13 protein-coding genes are annotated in these 15,077 nt (G+C 59.1%); 7 read left to right on the top strand and 6 right to left on the bottom strand.

What is annotated here, in order from left to right:
- Positions 1-27: 27 nt before the first annotated feature.
- Positions 28-993: a GNAT family N-acetyltransferase gene (locus AAF358_14930; protein ID MEM7706851.1), complete on the bottom strand. Its 966-nt coding sequence runs from the start codon at positions 991-993 to the stop codon at positions 28-30.
- Positions 994-1,111: 118 nt separating this feature from the next.
- On the opposite strand from AAF358_14930, the gene AAF358_14935 reads away from it, so the two are divergent.
- On the top strand, positions 1,112-1,912 hold the full coding sequence (locus tag AAF358_14935) for a class I SAM-dependent methyltransferase (protein ID MEM7706852.1): 801 nt from the start codon (positions 1,112-1,114) through the stop codon (positions 1,910-1,912).
- Between the two features lie 32 nt (positions 1,913-1,944).
- Here the strand turns inward: AAF358_14935 and AAF358_14940 are convergent, their stop codons facing one another.
- Together AAF358_14940 and AAF358_14945 are read right to left on the bottom strand one after the other, a co-directional pair.
- The gene (locus tag AAF358_14940) at positions 1,945-2,931 is read right to left on the bottom strand and encodes a zinc-dependent alcohol dehydrogenase family protein (GenBank protein ID MEM7706853.1); all 987 of its coding nucleotides are present in this window, start codon (positions 2,929-2,931) and stop codon (positions 1,945-1,947) included.
- A gap of 117 nt (positions 2,932-3,048) precedes the next feature.
- Positions 3,049-3,963, bottom strand: a complete 915-nt coding sequence (locus AAF358_14945) for a LysR family transcriptional regulator (GenBank protein MEM7706854.1) — start codon at positions 3,961-3,963, stop codon at positions 3,049-3,051.
- Positions 3,964-4,153: 190 nt separating this feature from the next.
- On the opposite strand from AAF358_14945, the gene AAF358_14950 reads away from it, so the two are divergent.
- Positions 4,154-4,594 carry a VOC family protein gene (locus AAF358_14950; GenBank protein MEM7706855.1) on the top strand — a complete coding sequence of 147 codons (441 nt, stop codon included), beginning with the start codon at positions 4,154-4,156 and terminating at the stop codon, positions 4,592-4,594.
- On the opposite strand, the gene AAF358_14955 is transcribed toward AAF358_14950, so the two are convergent.
- On the bottom strand, positions 4,585-6,276 hold the full coding sequence (locus AAF358_14955) for an acyl-CoA dehydrogenase family protein (protein ID MEM7706856.1): 1,692 nt from the start codon (positions 6,274-6,276) through the stop codon (positions 4,585-4,587). The two genes, AAF358_14950 and AAF358_14955, sit on opposite strands and share 10 nt — an antisense overlap.
- 142 nt (positions 6,277-6,418) lie before the next feature.
- Here AAF358_14955 and AAF358_14960 point away from each other — a divergent pair, with 142 nt between their 5' ends.
- Both AAF358_14960 and AAF358_14965 read left to right on the top strand, forming a co-directional pair.
- Positions 6,419-7,120 carry a response regulator transcription factor gene (locus tag AAF358_14960; GenBank protein MEM7706857.1) on the top strand — a complete coding sequence of 234 codons (702 nt, stop codon included), beginning with the start codon at positions 6,419-6,421 and terminating at the stop codon, positions 7,118-7,120.
- Positions 7,121-7,380: 260 nt separating this feature from the next.
- The gene (locus AAF358_14965; GenBank protein ID MEM7706858.1) at positions 7,381-7,725 is read left to right on the top strand and encodes an Hpt domain-containing protein; all 345 of its coding nucleotides are present in this window, start codon (positions 7,381-7,383) and stop codon (positions 7,723-7,725) included.
- Here the strand turns inward: AAF358_14965 and AAF358_14970 are convergent.
- Positions 7,710-8,102 carry a response regulator gene (locus AAF358_14970; protein MEM7706859.1) on the bottom strand — a complete coding sequence of 131 codons (393 nt, stop codon included), beginning with the start codon at positions 8,100-8,102 and terminating at the stop codon, positions 7,710-7,712. The genes AAF358_14965 and AAF358_14970 overlap by 16 nt on opposite strands.
- A gap of 229 nt (positions 8,103-8,331) precedes the next feature.
- Here AAF358_14970 and AAF358_14975 point away from each other — a divergent pair, with 229 nt between their 5' ends.
- Together AAF358_14975 and rocF are read left to right on the top strand one after the other, a co-directional pair.
- Complete coding sequence (locus tag AAF358_14975) at positions 8,332-9,681, top strand: sigma-54 dependent transcriptional regulator (protein ID MEM7706860.1); 1,350 nt, start codon at positions 8,332-8,334, stop codon at positions 9,679-9,681.
- 148 nt (positions 9,682-9,829) lie between these two features.
- The gene (gene rocF, locus AAF358_14980; GenBank protein MEM7706861.1) at positions 9,830-10,753 is read left to right on the top strand and encodes an arginase; all 924 of its coding nucleotides are present in this window, start codon (positions 9,830-9,832) and stop codon (positions 10,751-10,753) included.
- A 327-nt stretch (positions 10,754-11,080) separates the two neighbouring features.
- Here rocF and AAF358_14985 read toward each other — a convergent pair whose 3' ends face one another.
- Positions 11,081-11,638, bottom strand: a complete 558-nt coding sequence (locus AAF358_14985) for a DUF3299 domain-containing protein (protein ID MEM7706862.1) — start codon at positions 11,636-11,638, stop codon at positions 11,081-11,083.
- Between the two features lie 132 nt (positions 11,639-11,770).
- On the opposite strand from AAF358_14985, the gene AAF358_14990 reads away from it, so the two are divergent.
- A complete protein-coding gene (locus tag AAF358_14990) occupies positions 11,771-15,031 on the top strand; it encodes a S41 family peptidase (GenBank protein ID MEM7706863.1) in 3,261 nt (1,086 codons plus the stop codon).
- Positions 15,032-15,077 lie beyond the last annotated feature (46 nt).

Consider the following 15,077-nt stretch of genomic DNA (forward strand, 5'->3'; position numbering starts at 1 on the left):
AGATTGAGGCCTTTTGTTACGTTGTTCTTATTTCGACTGGTGTCCGCGATACCTCATCGCGACGTTACAGCGCTCATAGCGCGATCCAAATTGCTGCATGATGTGGGCGTCGTGTTCAAAGCCGAGCTTTTCGTAAAGTTTGACCGCGGCGCTATTTTTTTTGTTGCTGACGAGAAACAGTCTGTCTTGCCAGCCCATCTCGCGTACACGCTCCAGCACGAAACGCAGCAAAAACTCACCGGCACCCTTACCTCTCGCCGCTGAGCGAACGCCCATTTTGGTCACTTCCACAAATCCCTCGTCGGCTTGCTCCAGTGCACACGTTCCGACGATTCCGTCCTCGTCGCTGCGCACAAAATAGATCGCCCCGCCTTGATCGATAATGTTCTCCCTGGGGTTCATCAAGACATTCTGGTCATGGGGTTCGATCGTAAACATGTCTTTGATCCACTCCACGTTGATGTCGTGAAAATCCCGCGCGTGGTGGTCAGCGTATGGCTCGATGGTCAGCGTGTTGGCTTGCACCCGATCGAGCATCGAATTCTCGTCAAGGCGCCGTTCGATCTCCGCCACGCTGTTTAGAAAGTCTCCGGACAATCCGGTGGTCAGACTCCGCGCGGCGGCGTCCACGCGCAGCCACATCGACTGTTTCATCCGCGAAACGCTGCCCCGCCCCAGCTCGGTGAGCGAGAGCTGGCGGAATCGTTTGTCATGCTCTCCGGGAGCGGAGGCCACCAGGCCGCTTTTGGTCGCTTCAGCGACGGCGCGGGTGGTGGCGGGTTGGCTGATGCCGAGCACCTCAGCGGCGTCATTGACACTCATGGGCCCATAGCGATCCAGGGCCGCAACCAGCGGAAACTGGCCGGGCTGAAGGGGCTCCCCGCTGGCTGAGTGGATCTTGGCTGCGTCCGCCAATAGCGTATCGGCTAAACGTTTGAGACGACTCGCCAGCGCCAGCGGCCCGAGATCACGAAGGATGTCATGCTTTCTCATATAACCAGATATATAGCGGACTATATTTAATCTTGCAACCCGAAAAAATAAGTTCCCACTAGACTCGTGGCCCTGGCTCGGCCCCATTTTGCGCGCTAAGGTCCCGCCGGAACTCGCCATGGAGACCGATATTTCCAGCTCAAACCCCAACCCATCAGAAACGCAGCGCGAGAACCCTTTTGAGTCTGGGGGTAAACGTTATGCCAGCTACCGCCCGTCATACCCGCCAGCGCTGGCGGACGCCCTGGCAGGATGTCTTCAGAATCGGCGGCTGGCGTTAGACGTCGGCTGCGGCAGCGGGCAGCTGACCCAACTGCTGTCTCCGCTGTTTGATCAGGTGCTGGGCATTGACCCTAGCGAGGACCAGCTGGCGCAGGCCCGACTGAAGGCGCAGCACCTATCCAATCTGACGTTTAGGCAGAGCCCCGCCGAGCACACCGGGGTTGCCGACGGATCGGTGGATCTGGTAGTTGCGGCTCAGGCGGCGCATTGGTTTGACCTGCCTGCCTTTTATGAAGAATCGCGTCGTATCGCGTCACCGCGGGCAGCGATTGCGCTGGTCACCTACGGTGTGCCCTACATCAATCACTGGGTGAACACGATCTTCCAGCAGGGATACTGGCAGCGCGTCCACGAGTTCTGGCCCCCGGAACGCGCGCAGGTGGAGTCGGGCTATGCTGACCTCGACTTCCCCTTTGCCGCCATCGACTTTCCATCGTTCCAGGAGAGCCAAGCCATGACCTGCGATGAGTTCACTGGCTATATCACCACTTGGTCAGCGTATAAGAACGCCGTTGCACGCGGTTGCCGTGACCGGTTCGACGACTTTTTTGCGCGTTTGGAGCGTGCCTGGCCAGGTTCAGCAACCTGCGAGGTGGTGTGGCCGATTGTCGTCCGGGCAGGCCACGTGCGGGCCTGACCCGGTATGCTGATCGCTGTCTGCTCGTAGTTTTACGATTCGATCACCACCTTCCCGACGGCCTGACCGCTTGCCAAACGGCCATAAGCTTCACCCGCCTGAGCCAGGCGAAACTGCGGCCCGTCTAACAGCGGCTTGAGCTCTCCGGCGTCAGCGATGGCAGCCAGCTTCTCCAGAATGGATCCATGCTCGGCACGGCCAACGTTGTGCAGCATCGGAATCAGCATAAAGACAACGTGCAGCGACAGGCCCTTAAAGTGAGCCTCGGTCAGATCGATTTCGACCAGCGATACCGTGGAGACTACGTGGGCGTTCAAGGCCGCTGCGGAAAAGGAGTTCAGCATGTTCATGCCGCCCACCGAGTCGTACACCACGTCAAAACCCGCGCCGCCCGTATGCGTCTGGACGTAGTCTTCAACCGACTGGCTTTTATAGTTGATGGCGGTGGCGCCATAACCCTCGACGACAGCGGCCTGCGCGTCGCTCGACACGGTGGTGTAAACGTCAGCCCCCATATGCTTCGCCAGCTGCACCGCAACATGCCCAACGCCGCCGGTCCCGCCGTGAACGAGCACCTTTTGCCCCTTGCCCGTCGCTGCGCGGACCAGCCCCTCATAGGCGGTGATGCCCACCAGCGGCAGCGCAGCCGCTTCGCGCATGCTCAACGATTGCGGTTTGAGAGCCAGCAGCTGGGCATCAGCGGCGATGTACTCAGCAAGGGCGCCGGGGAGGTCGGTCAGACCTCCGGCGCATCCGTAAACCTCATCACCCGGTGCAAACCGATCAACCCCGTCGCCGACTGCCTCAACGACACCGGCGAAGTCCATGCCCAGCAATGCTGGAAGCTTCGGCGAGAGCGGCAGGGCTTCGCCGGCAGACCGAATCATCGTGTCTACGGTATTGACGCTGCTTGCGGCAATCCGAACTAACACCTGGCCCGGCGCCGCCTCGGGCGTCGGCAGCTCGGTGGACTGGAACTCGGCTTGGTCGCCGTACTCATTGAGAATCATGGCCTGCATGGGTGGGCTCTCCGATTGAAATACCAATCAGGTGAGCTTAGGGGCTACCCTTCTGACAGAACACCCACCGTCCGGATATTCAGTATTCGGGAAACGTTGGTAAAGGCGTTCGATCCCTCAGGGCTTCCGCAGCCATACCGGTGGATTGCCAATTTTTTCTAGCAGGAAATCGATGAGTGCTCTCACCTTGGCCGTGAGCACGTTGGACTTGGGATACACCAGCCAGATGGCCGAGCTGTCGGCGATTTCGTAATCGGGAAGCACGCGCACCAGCGATCCGTCAGCAATATCCTGGCCGACACTCCAGTAGGAGTTCATGGAGATTCCCGCTCCCGCAAGCGTGGCGATCCGCATGCTGGTGCCGTCGTCACAGACCACTCGTCGCGCTGACACTGTGGGCGGGAAAATCCCGTCCGGGCCGTCGGTGGACGAGGCGAGTCTTCTCGGGCTGGCGTCGCCGAACGTCAGTAGCTGGTGCTGGGCAAGATCATCGGGGGTTACCGGTGTCCCGAACTTTGCGAGGTACTGAGGGGCGGCACAGAGCAGTCGAAGGTCGTCGGCCAGCTTCCGGGCCCGCAGGCTGCTTTCCTCAATTGGGTAATTGCGAAGCGCCAGGTCAAATCCCCCTTCGATCAGATCTTGCGGCAGGTCTGACAGCCGCAGCTCCAGGTTGATTTTCGGGAAGCGATCGAGAAACTCGGGCAGGAGCGGCGCAACGTATAGCTGGGCAAACGAGCTCGACGCGGCAAACCGCAGCGTCCCCGTGACCTCCGGGGTGCCCTGCCCCAGCGCCGCAAAGGCCGCATCCTCCTGGGCGAGCAGCTCCCGCGCAAACGGCAAAAACTCGGCGCCCTCCCGGGAAAGTGAGATTTTTCGCGTCGAACGGTGCAGCAGGTCGGCACCGAGCTGCTTCTCGAGCTTGGCCAAACGAGCGCTGGCGACCGCCGGCGCCAGCCCCAGCTGGCGCCCCGCCGCGCTGATATTCAGCCGTTCAGCGGCCAAGACAAATAGACGCACGCCCTCGGTGTCCAAGCAATTATCTCCAAAAGCCAAAGAAGCATGATTGTCTGGCCGACTTTATTTCTATTTTCTGATAAATGCCACGCTCAAGCGCGGGAAAGGCTATCGCTAGCGCGCGTCAAACGCCCCCGCAGAAAACACTCCCCTTGGCGCGGGAAAGCTGTTAGAAACGCAGCATGGAACACTCAGGAAAAAGCTCGCTATGAATTATCTGCACACGATGGTGCGCGTCAGCGATCTGGAAAAATCGCTTGCGTTCTACTGCAACGCGCTGGGGCTGGTCGAAGTGAATCGATTCGACAACGAAGGCGGTCGGTTTACGCTGGTTTTTCTTGCCGCTCCGGACGACGTGGCGGCCGCCAGTGAGAGCAAGGCGCCGCTGGTGGAGCTAACGTACAACTGGGACCCCGAGGACTACCAGGGCGGGCGAAACTTTGGCCATCTCGCCTATCGGGTCGACGATATCTACGCGCTGTGCCAGCAGCTATCGGATGCTGGCGTTACGATCAACCGTCCCCCGCGGGACGGCCACATGGCATTCGTTCGGTCCCCAGACGGGATCTCGATTGAGCTGCTGCAGCGGGGAGAGGCGTTGCCAGCACAGGAGCCCTGGGCCTCAATGCCCAACTCCGGTCAGTGGTAGGCTGGCACGACTGCTGCGAGGATCTGCTCTGGGTCAACGCCCGCCGGCAGGGTCCCGTAACTCGGCAGCCCCACGCTTGCACGACCGAGCCGGAATTGGCACCAGGCCTCCGCTATCTCGGACTGGTCGCTGCGCAGTAGCATTAAGGCCTGCAGCGTGACAATCAACTGATGGGTCATGCGTCTGGCCTGCGACGGATCCGGTGTTTCCAGTCCGGCTACTGCGAGATCGGCCGCCTGATCAAAAGCGGCGATGCCGCCCCGGCCACTGTCGAGCTGCCGGGAAAGCTCCGCTAGCGCTGTCGGTTCGGCTGCAATTGATCGAATCACGTCGAGGCACATGATGTTGCCGGAACCTTCCCAGATCGACAGTAGGGGCATCTCCCGGTAAAGGCGTGCAAGCTCCCAGTCTTCGACGTATCCGTTGCCGCCCAGCACCTCCATAGTCTCTGCCACAAAGCCGGCGCCGCCCTTGCACACGTGGTACTTGGTCGCAGCGACCAAGAGGCGCCCCAGGGAGCGATCTTCGGGGCTGGCGGAGGGTTCAAACAGGGTGGCGAGCCATAGGGCAAGCGCGGTGGTTGCGTGGGATTCCAACGCTAGACTGGCAAGGACGTTGGTCATTAAAGGCTGTTTTATCAGCTGTTTACCAAACACTTTTCGATCATTTGAGTGATTCATCGCGATACAGAGGGCGCGACGCTGAATGCCGGCGGTTGCTAGCACACAGTCCATGCGAGTGTGGGTGGCCATCTCGATGATTTCAGCTACGCCGCGACCTTCGTCGCCGAGCAGCCAGCCCTCGGCTTTGACAATATCCACCTCCGAACTGGCATTCGAGCGATTGCCAAGCTTGTCTTTGAGCCGACGTGGATGAATTCCATTGGGGGAGCCGTCAGACTTTAGACGCGGCACGAGAAAGCAGCCTGCGCCGTGGTCCGCGACAGCGGTAACCAAAAAACCGTCGCACTGTGGGGCCGAAAAAAACCACTTGTGCCCATTGAGCAGATAACGCTGACCCGCGCCGCCCTGCCCGATGGGCTCCGCGGCTGTGCGGTTTGAACGGATGTCGGAACCGCCCTGTTTTTCGGTCATACCCATCCCTAGCAAAAGCCCCTGTTTGGCGTCTGCGGGCGCATCGCTAGGGTCGTATTGCTGGCTCAACATCCGCGGCAGCCAGATCTCCCCGATCTCGGGAACGTTGTCCTGATGCCGACGTAGAACCGGAATGGCGCCGTGAGACATGGAGATCGGACACTGGTGGCCCGCCTCAGTTTGTGCGGTCAGGTACATCTGTGCGGCCCGCGCCGTATAGCTGCCGTGCCCCTCAGCGTGCCAGGATCGGGATATGGCGCCCGCTTCGATGTTCATCGCCATCAGTTCATGCCAAGCCGGGTGGAACGCGAGCTTCGTCTCAGGCTGGCCCCGGCGATCAAGCGTTGAGAGTTGGGGCGGAAAACTATTTGCATCGACGGCTAATTGTTGCGCTCGGGCGCTGGCAAACCGGGTGCCAATCGATTCCAGCTCGGCCTGGTGGTCTGGAGCATTGTTCTTAATCGCTGCCTGGAGCGCGGGATCGCCTTCGAAACGATCTTCATCGAGCAGCAGCTCAGTTTGATCGTTTTCTACTTCCGATGCCGGTAATACGGAGTCAGTGGCGGGCTTTTGGGTGAGATCTCGCATGATGTTTGAGCCGTAGCTATTTCAGTATTCGCATCTTTTATTGAGTCTGTGACAAACCTCGCTACAGAGCCAATTGTTACACGTGTTTACATTGTGTGGCTGAATTGGGACAATGCTTGCGGGGGAGTTCGGGAGTTTTTTCATGCAAATCGCCTTGCTAGAAGACGATAACGACCAAGTTGCCCTTATCAGCTTGTGGTTGTCCCGTATGGACGCCAAAGTCTCCAGCTTCACCACCGGCCAGGCTCTGAAGTCCGCCCTCAAGAAAGCCCATTTTGATTTATTCCTGCTCGACTGGGAACTGCCGGACACCACGGGGCTGGAGGTTCTCGACTGGATTCGCAATCAGATGGATTGGCGGGTGCCGGTCGTTTTTCTCACGCTGCGGGACGCGGAAACCGACATTGTGCGGGCGCTGGATGGCGGCGCGGACGACTATATCGTTAAGCCGCTAAACGCCGAGGTGACGCTCGCGCGGATTCGTAACGTACTGCGTCGCACCAGCCCCAACACCACCAAAGGCATCATCGACGCTGAACCCTATCGGATCGATCTGGAGCAGCGCAGCATCATGGTCAACGGCGAACCCATAGCCGTCACCCAGCGCGAATTCAATCTGGCAAGCTACCTGTTCCAGCATCCGTCTCAGGTGTTGTCTCGCGAAACGCTGCTCCGCGAGGTCTGGGGCATCGACGCTGAGCTCAACACGCGTACCGTCGATACCCATATCTCCCGCGTGCGCTCAAAGCTTGGCATCAACGTCGACAACGGATGGTTGCTGCACAGCATCTATCAGTATGGCTACCGGCTGGAACCGCTCTCCCAGGGCTCTGCCCCCACCTAAAAGGCACCTTTACGTCCGAAGACCGGTGGTTGAAAAGGGATGTAAACAGTTGTGTGCAGATGCTTGCGATCTTCAGGAAAAGCTCGCAAAGTGTTTAGAACAAAGGGCTGAGCGTGTTTGTAACGCCAGTTTACATTTGAGCTGCAGCTTTTTTCTCCGTTTTGTTGTGAAATGACGTTGGGGGAACTTCCGGCAAAGACATGAAGTCACGCGGGAAGGTCCAGGAAAATATAGTTACAGCTTGTTTGCGAGGGTTTGTAATGGCGGCCTCAACTCTACAATATGAGTCAGAACTCGTCCGTATTCGGCGCGAGTACCTCGACTCTCTTCCGAAGAAAATAAACGCCTTGGAAAATGCCCTCAGCGGCTTAAGCGGTTCGGAGCGTCCACAGCATGAGCTTAATGAGCTCAACCGGCTGGCGCATCAGCTAGCGGCTTCCGCTGGATCGCATGGCTTCTTGGAGGTATCGAACGCCGCGCGAGAGCTCGATCTTGCGTTCGACGACATCGAGCCACCGGATGCTGCGCTGGATCACACTGTGGCTGAGGCGGTGCAGGAGATGGGCGACGCGCTCGTTGACCTGCTGCGTCAGGTCCCTTCCTGATCCTTCGCTTCCCACAGGGCTAACAATTGGTCCCCTATGCCTCGGGGACTAAACGGTTTATCGATTACGCCTAAACACCCGGGCAGCTGGTCACAAGGTTCCCGGCGACCCGTCAGAAACACCACCGGTACATCGCAGGCGGGCGAGCTGAGTTGGCGGAGCCGCGTAAACGTCTCTCGACCGTCCATCTCCGGCATATTCATATCCAAGACCACCAGATCCGGTTTATCCTCGGTCACACGGTCAAGCGCCCCGGCGCCGCTGCCGGCTGTGTCGATTCTGAGGTCCGGGCAGGCCATGCTGATGCCCAATTTCGCCAGTTTCAGAATCTGCGGGTCGTCGTCGACCATCAGAATGTGATTGAGCGGCGTTTCCATTCGAGCGGTACAATTTCCCGAAATTGAATTGTTATCGGTCAGGATACAGTTGTTACAGCTTGTATCGGCAACGACTTACAAGCCATTTCTCCTGAAGTTATTTGCTATGTTAACTCCGCGGGAGTTACTCCCGCCAGTCCATAGGGGGACCGAAGTAAGAAAAGTGCTTCAGACGCATCGAGAGCAAACGAATGAACGTCTGAAATACTGACACCTACCGGGAGGTGCTATGAATCTGGCTCAGGACAGCCTATATATCTGCGACGACCACGCAGAACGTGCGGAGGCATTTGCGAGATCAGCGGACGCGTTAGGATACGCGACGGTGATCGTTGATGGTCGAGAGTCGACGGAAAAGTCGTCTCCTAAACTCATTCTGCTGGGATGCGACACCCGCAATCCCGAATGGTCTTCAAAAAAAGCGGATCTGGCGACGCGCTATCCGGAAGCCCGGATTGTTCACATTGACGAAGAATCGGAGAAGCTCACCGACCCCAAGCAGCTTCGCCGTCTCCTCAAGCCGAACGAAGAAGAGCCCCGATCTCTGGCCCTTGGCCGCAGCCGCTCCATGCGCGAGCTGTGGGCAGCCGTTGAGCGCGTGGCCAAGTTCAACGTCACGGTGCTGATCACCGGCGAGACGGGTACCGGCAAAGAGGTGGTTGCACGTCGGATCCATCAGCTCTCAGCAAGATCCAACAAGCCTTTTGTCGCCGTCAACTGCGCCGCTATCCCGTCCGAACTACTCGAAAGTGAGCTGTTTGGACATGAGAAAGGCGCATTTACGGGCGCCACCAAGCGACGACCCGGCCGCTTTGAGCGAGCCCAGGGCGGTACGCTATTTCTCGATGAGATCGGTGACATGCCGCTAGCGATGCAGGCCAAGCTTCTACGGGCACTCCAGGAGCGGAGCATCGAACGCGTCGGTGGCGATCAGGAAATTCCGATCGACGTGCGGGTGGTGGCAGCGACCCACCAGAACCTGCACCACGCGATTCAGGAAGGTGACTTTCGCGAGGACCTCTATTACCGCCTGAACGTATTTCCGGTCAAGGTTCCTGCGCTGCGAGACCGCGCTGAAGATCTTCGCGACCTCATCGAGTTTTTCTGCGAAAACCTGCAGCGTGAAGGGCGCCCCACCCCGCTGATCTCCGGCGAGGCGATGGCTCGGTTACATCAGTATCCGTGGCCGGGTAATGTCCGCGAGCTGTCAAACCTGGTTGATCATCTGTCGGTGATGTATCCGGACGAGCGCGTCTTCGAAGCTGATCTGCCGGAAAACGTCCGCGGTCCTGTGAAGAAGCAGGCTGAGGAAACACCGCCGACACGCGATCGCCTGCCGAACGAGCTGCTCACCGATCGCAGCCCCGAGGAGACTGCCCCGGTTCTCCCGCGTTGTGGCGTCGATCTGGCGGATTACCTCAAAACCCAAGAACAGTCGTTGATTCTCCAATCGCTCTCTCAGGCAGGAGGCGTTGTGGCGAAGGCCGCTAAACTCCTGGGACTTCGGAGAACAACGCTGGTAGAAAAGATGCGGAAGTACGGCATCGAAAAAGAAGACGGTCTGTCCATGGCGGGCTAGGCCGCGACACATCCGGGAGACTAAAGCCGCCTTCGGGCGGCTTTTTTTTTGATCCATCCCAACCGCCATAACTGCGCCAGCGGAGCAGCGAAACGAGAGAGGTTTTGCGATAATCCGCGCCTTTGCCGCCACAACCTGGACAACCTCCATGAGCAACATCATCAGCGATACGGTTCGAATCATTGGCGTTCCCATGGATCTGGGTGCAAGCCGCCGTGGCACCGATATGGGGCCTTCAGCGCTTCGCGTTGCCGGCCTGGGTCGCTCGCTGCGCGAACTCGGGCATACGGTGGCCATTGAGGAAGATATTCCTGTTCCTGCCATGGAGACCCGCGGCGCCGAGTCGGCGACCGCACGATTCAAGTCCGAGATACTGAGCGTCTGTGAGACGCTTTGTGCCCGCGTGAAGCGGTGTCTAGACGAAGGCGAGAAGCCGCTGGTGCTGGGTGGCGATCACTCGATCGCGATGGGCACCGTCTCGGGTGTTGCGGCCCACTACCGCGAACAAAAAAAATCACTCGGGCTCATCTGGTTCGACGCCCATGGAGACATGAATACGCCGGGTTCGTCGCCTACCGGCAACATTCACGGCATGCCGCTGGCACACCTCCTGGGAAAGGGAGACCCGGACCTCAGCGCCATCGGTGGCTATGTCGGCAAGCTTGACCCGTCTTGTGTCGCGCTGGTGGGGATCCGGGATATCGACGACGACGAGCGCCGCATCATCCGCGAATCCGGAATCCACGCCTACACAATGCGTGACATCGACGAAAAAGGGATGGCTCGGGTGGCCAGTGAAATTATCAACGTGGTGGCGGAACACACCGACGGATTCCACGTGAGTTTCGACGTGGACGGCTGTGATCCGGCCGTGATTCCAGGCTCTGGAACGCTGGTTCCGGGCGGCGTGAACTTTCGCGAGGCGCACCTTTTGCTGGAGATGTGTGCCGATACACACCGGATGACGTCGATGGAAGTGGTGGAGCTAAACCCTTTTCTTGACTCGGGAAATGTGAGCGCCGAACGAGCCATGGGTATGATTCTCAGTGCGTTTGGTAAGAGAATACTTTAATAAAAATCAATAAAATATTGATTTAAAAGATTTTTTAATGATCCTGCAACTGTTCAAAATATGTGCAAACCAATGTCACAAGCTCTGTTACAGCATTGATCGAAAACCTCGTTCGCGGTCCAATAAACCTGCTCTCGATGTGTGTGTAACGCAAAGTCTTCAGGACGAAGCAGGGGGAATCGGCAGGGATGTCGACACAGCGCACGCGGCGGCTGTTGAGTGGAATTAATTGCCGTCGCAGTGCCCAAGCCCGGTTTGTTGAAGCCAAACCGGGCTTTTTTATGCCCGCGTTTTCTTAGCCGCGGTCAGCGCAATGCAGGCGGCGCCCTATTCTGGCCATTCGTAGGGACTGATTTCGCCGGCTTCCATCGTGTAGCCAGCAGATCCCATATAACTTTCGTAGCTTTTTGTTCTGAGGGTCCCCTCAATCCAGAACGGATCCCACAGCGACTTCAGCTCAAACGGCTCTTTGAGCTTGACGTAAACCAGCTGATTGGGTGGTGGCGGCGGCACGTGGATGCAGGCGCCGAAATAAGGCACGAGGAAAAACTCGGACATCATGCCAACCTCGTCGGATTCGAGCGGCACCACAAAACCCGGCAGCTTGACCTTCTGTTTGTCTAACTCGGGTACGAGGGCGCCGAACATCGAGGCTGGGGAGGCCTGCTCCAGCAAATCATCGAGTGCTTCCTCACGGCTGGTAGTCCAGGCGGCCTTCTCTGACTCCGGGATCAGATCGTCCCAGTTGAGCTCGCGGTATTCCTCATCAGCGTAGGCAACGCCGACCGCGCAAAGGCAAGTGAGCACCACTAGCTGGCGCAAGATCTTCCAGGCTTTCTGGTTCAGTATCGCTGGTGCCGCCACGTTGACGTCCTTTTTCTGCATTGTGAGATCTGACCAAAGACCGTTCACCTAGTTCATTGGTCACTTGCTTTGCCCGTTTTCGAGAGGCACTCTTGCGGGCTTGCTGTGGTTGTACTCGACCACCGCCACCCGTACTTTCAACAAGGATTACCCATGAAGTCAACCGTTGACCCAAAGCGGCGCCAGGCGGGCGTCCTGCTGGCGTTGCTGCTTGCCCTGGGCGCCGTTGCGCCGGTCCTCGCAGGCACGCGTATGCTGCGTTATCCAGACGTTCACGCTGAGCAGGTCGTATTCAGCTACGCTGGCGACCTGTGGCTGGCACCTATCAGTGGTGACACGCCCGCTCGTCGCCTGACCTCCCATCCCGGTCTTGAGTTGTTTCCTCGCTTTTCACCAGACGGTACTCAGGTCGCGTTTACGGGACAATACCGGGGTGATGATCAGGTTTATGTGATCGACATAGCCGGCGGCGAGCCGCGGCAGCTGACATGGTATCCCACCGACGGTCCCCTGCCCGCCCGCTGGGGTGTCGAGCATCAGGTCTACGGCTGGAAGCCGGATGGGTCCGCGGTGCTATTTCGATCGCAGCGTGAGGATTTTAACGACCGACGCCTTTACACCGTCGACCTCGCTGGTGGCTTGCCCCAGGTGTTGCCCATGCCGCGAGCTGGCTCTGGCGATTTCTCGCCAGACGGCACCCAGATTGTTTACTCGCCGCTGTTTCGCGACTTCCGGACGTGGAAACGTTATCAGGGCGGCTGGGCACAGAATCTCTACGTGTACAACCTAAACGAGACCAGCTCGAGCCAGCTCACCAGCCATATCCGCACCGAGCGCGATCCGGTCTGGCTGAGCAGCGGCATCTACTTTGTCTCCGATCGGAATGGAAAGCTTGAGCTTTACGGTCCTGGCGCCAACGGCGCTAGTCAGGCCAAGCTCACTGACAGCGACGGCTGGGACATCAAGTGGGCCAGCGGTGACGGAGATCAGCAGATTGTCTATGAAGCCGCCGGCACCATCGGTCATTTCGACGCTGCGACCGGCCGGCAGCAGCTGCTGGACATCACCGTACCGGACGACCGGGTACGTCGCACGTTGCGCCGCATCGACGCGTCCAAGCAAATCGAAGGGTACGACCTTTCAAGCGACGGAAAGCGGGTCCTTTTTACTGCCCGCGGTGACGTGTTCAGCGCGCCGGTCGAGCACGGCATCACCCGCAACCTGACGCAACGCGGCAACGCCCACGATCGCGAGGCCACCTGGTCTCCGGACGGATCACTGGTGGCCTTCGTCAGCGACCGTAGCGGCGAGGAACAGATTTACGTGGTGCCGCACGACGGCGGCGAAGCCAGAGCACTGACGCCCTCGCGGGCCGCCCGGATCTATGGCTTGAGCTGGGCGCCGGATGGCGAGTCGCTCGCTTTCCGAGACCATACCGGCCGAGTTCGGGTAGTGGACTTGGAAGGACAGGAGACCGACGTGGTTTACACCACGCTGGATGGCGTCAATGACTACGTCTGGTCGCCAGATTCTCGCTACCTGGCGTTCAGCCAGGAAATGGAAAGCGGTATGAACGCGGTCTTTGTGTGGTCTGCGAACAGCGGTGACACCCGGATGGTGACCGACGGTTTCTTCCAGGCGTTCGGGCCAGCCTTCGGCGCTGACGGGGAGCACCTGTTTTTTGTCGGTGACCGCGAGTATGCCCCGCAGATTGGCTCGTTTGAGTGGAACTACGTTGTTGATCGCGAGAGCCGCGTGTACGCACTTGCCCTCAACACCGACTCACCCAACCCCTTTGGTCCGCGTAACGACGAAACCGGGAAGTCTGACGACGACGAATCCAAAGACAAAGAGGAAGATGATGAGGACGAAGAAATGCGGGTGGAGATCGACTTTGACGGCATCGCGCGACGCGTGATTCGTCTGCCGATCGACGCGTCCAACATCTTCGGCGTTCAGTCGGTTGACGGTGGGCTGATTTACCTCACCGGGAGCCCCTTTGTTTACGGCCGTCAGGGCCCAACGCCAAATAAACTCTTCCGCTTCGACTTCGAGAAGCGAGAGAGCAAAGAGCTGGCCACCAGTTTCCGCGGGCTTTCCGTGCCCAGCAGCGGCAAGTACCTGCTGCTCCGCACGGGCGATGGCTTCTCGCGGATAGAGGTGAGCGACGGTGACAAGAAGACCCAGGTGAGTACGGCTAACCTGATTGTCCACCGCGCACCCGCCGAGGAGTGGCCAGTGGTCTTTGACGAGGTTTGGCGCCGCTTCCGCGACTACTTCTACGTCGCCAATCTGCACGGCTACGACTGGGAAGCGCTCCGCGAGCAGTATCGACCGCTGGTTGCGGACGTCTCGACCCGCGAGGACCTCAACACCCTCATGGGTGAGATGATCGCGGAGCTGAACGCAGGGCATGCCTATGTGTCCGGCGGTGACCTGCAGGCCGGTGATCGGTCGTCGGTAGGACTCCTGGGAGCCCGGTTTGAGCTCGACGGAGACCACTATCGGTTTACCCACATCTATGACGGCGACAACGCCGAGCCGAAGTATCGAGCGCCGCTGAACGAAGTGGGCGTCAATATCAGCGAAGGCGATTACCTGCTGGCCGTGAATGGCCGAACGCTAACCGCCGCCGACAACCCCTATTCGCTGCTGACCGACCTCGGATCGCAGCCGGTTGAGCTGCTGGTGAACGACAAGCCGACCGAAAAGGATGCTCGGCGTGTGCTGGTGGATCCGATCTCTGGCGAGAGCAACCTGATCTACCTGGAGTGGGTGGAGAAAAACCGCCGCTACGTGGCGGAGAAGACCGACGGCAAGGTCGGCTACCTGCACATTCCCGATATGGGCTCAGCCGGCATCTACGAATTCATCAAGTGGTACTACCCACAGCGACGTATGCAGGGACTGGTGGTCGACGTGCGGGGTAATGGCGGTGGCAACGTATCGCAGATGATTCTGCGGCGGCTGATGCTCAAGCCGCTGGGTTACGGCTATCAGGCGCACCGCACGGCGGTGCAAAGCTATCCGGGGCCGGCGTTCAACGGCCACATGGTGGCGCTGATCAGCGAAGACTCAGCCTCGGACGGCGACATCTTCCCGCACTATTTCCGCAAGGCGGGGCTTGGGCCACTGATCGGCAAACGCTCCTGGGGCGGTGTGGTCGGTATCACCAACCACGGCCCGCTGATCGATGGCGGCAGCGTCAACGTTCCGGAATTCGGGATTGGCGACGCGGAAAACGGCTGGATTGTTGAGGGTGAGGGTGTGCCGCCAGACATCGAGGTGGCTAACGACCCGGCCACCGGCGCGGACGCCCAGCTCGATCGGGGTATCGCAGAGGTGATGGCCAAGATCGAAGCGGATCCGCCGCAGTGGCCGGCCAAGCCGGCTGATCCGGTGAAGCTGGACTAACCCAAGAGAAACACCCGGAGCCGGTCTTGACCGGCTCCGGTTTTAG

The organism is Pseudomonadota bacterium, assembly GCA_039033415.1.
Classification (GTDB): domain Bacteria; phylum Pseudomonadota; class Gammaproteobacteria; order Xanthomonadales; family SZUA-38; genus JANQOZ01.

Coding starts and splice junctions, on each gene's coding strand:
- AAF358_14930 (MEM7706851.1), bottom strand. CDS start 993: ATGAGAAAGCATGACATCCTTCGTGATCTCGGGCCGCTGGCGCTGGCG.
- AAF358_14935 (MEM7706852.1), top strand. CDS start 1,112: ATGGAGACCGATATTTCCAGCTCAAACCCCAACCCATCAGAAACGCAG.
- AAF358_14940 (MEM7706853.1), bottom strand. CDS start 2,931: ATGCAGGCCATGATTCTCAATGAGTACGGCGACCAAGCCGAGTTCCAG.
- AAF358_14950 (MEM7706855.1), top strand. CDS start 4,154: ATGAATTATCTGCACACGATGGTGCGCGTCAGCGATCTGGAAAAATCG.
- AAF358_14955 (MEM7706856.1), bottom strand. CDS start 6,276: ATGCGAGATCTCACCCAAAAGCCCGCCACTGACTCCGTATTACCGGCA.
- AAF358_14960 (MEM7706857.1), top strand. CDS start 6,419: ATGCAAATCGCCTTGCTAGAAGACGATAACGACCAAGTTGCCCTTATC.
- AAF358_14965 (MEM7706858.1), top strand. CDS start 7,381: ATGGCGGCCTCAACTCTACAATATGAGTCAGAACTCGTCCGTATTCGG.
- AAF358_14970 (MEM7706859.1), bottom strand. CDS start 8,102: ATGGAAACGCCGCTCAATCACATTCTGATGGTCGACGACGACCCGCAG.
- AAF358_14975 (MEM7706860.1), top strand. CDS start 8,332: ATGAATCTGGCTCAGGACAGCCTATATATCTGCGACGACCACGCAGAA.
- rocF (MEM7706861.1), top strand. CDS start 9,830: ATGAGCAACATCATCAGCGATACGGTTCGAATCATTGGCGTTCCCATG.
- AAF358_14985 (MEM7706862.1), bottom strand. CDS start 11,638: ATGCAGAAAAAGGACGTCAACGTGGCGGCACCAGCGATACTGAACCAG.
- AAF358_14990 (MEM7706863.1), top strand. CDS start 11,771: ATGAAGTCAACCGTTGACCCAAAGCGGCGCCAGGCGGGCGTCCTGCTG.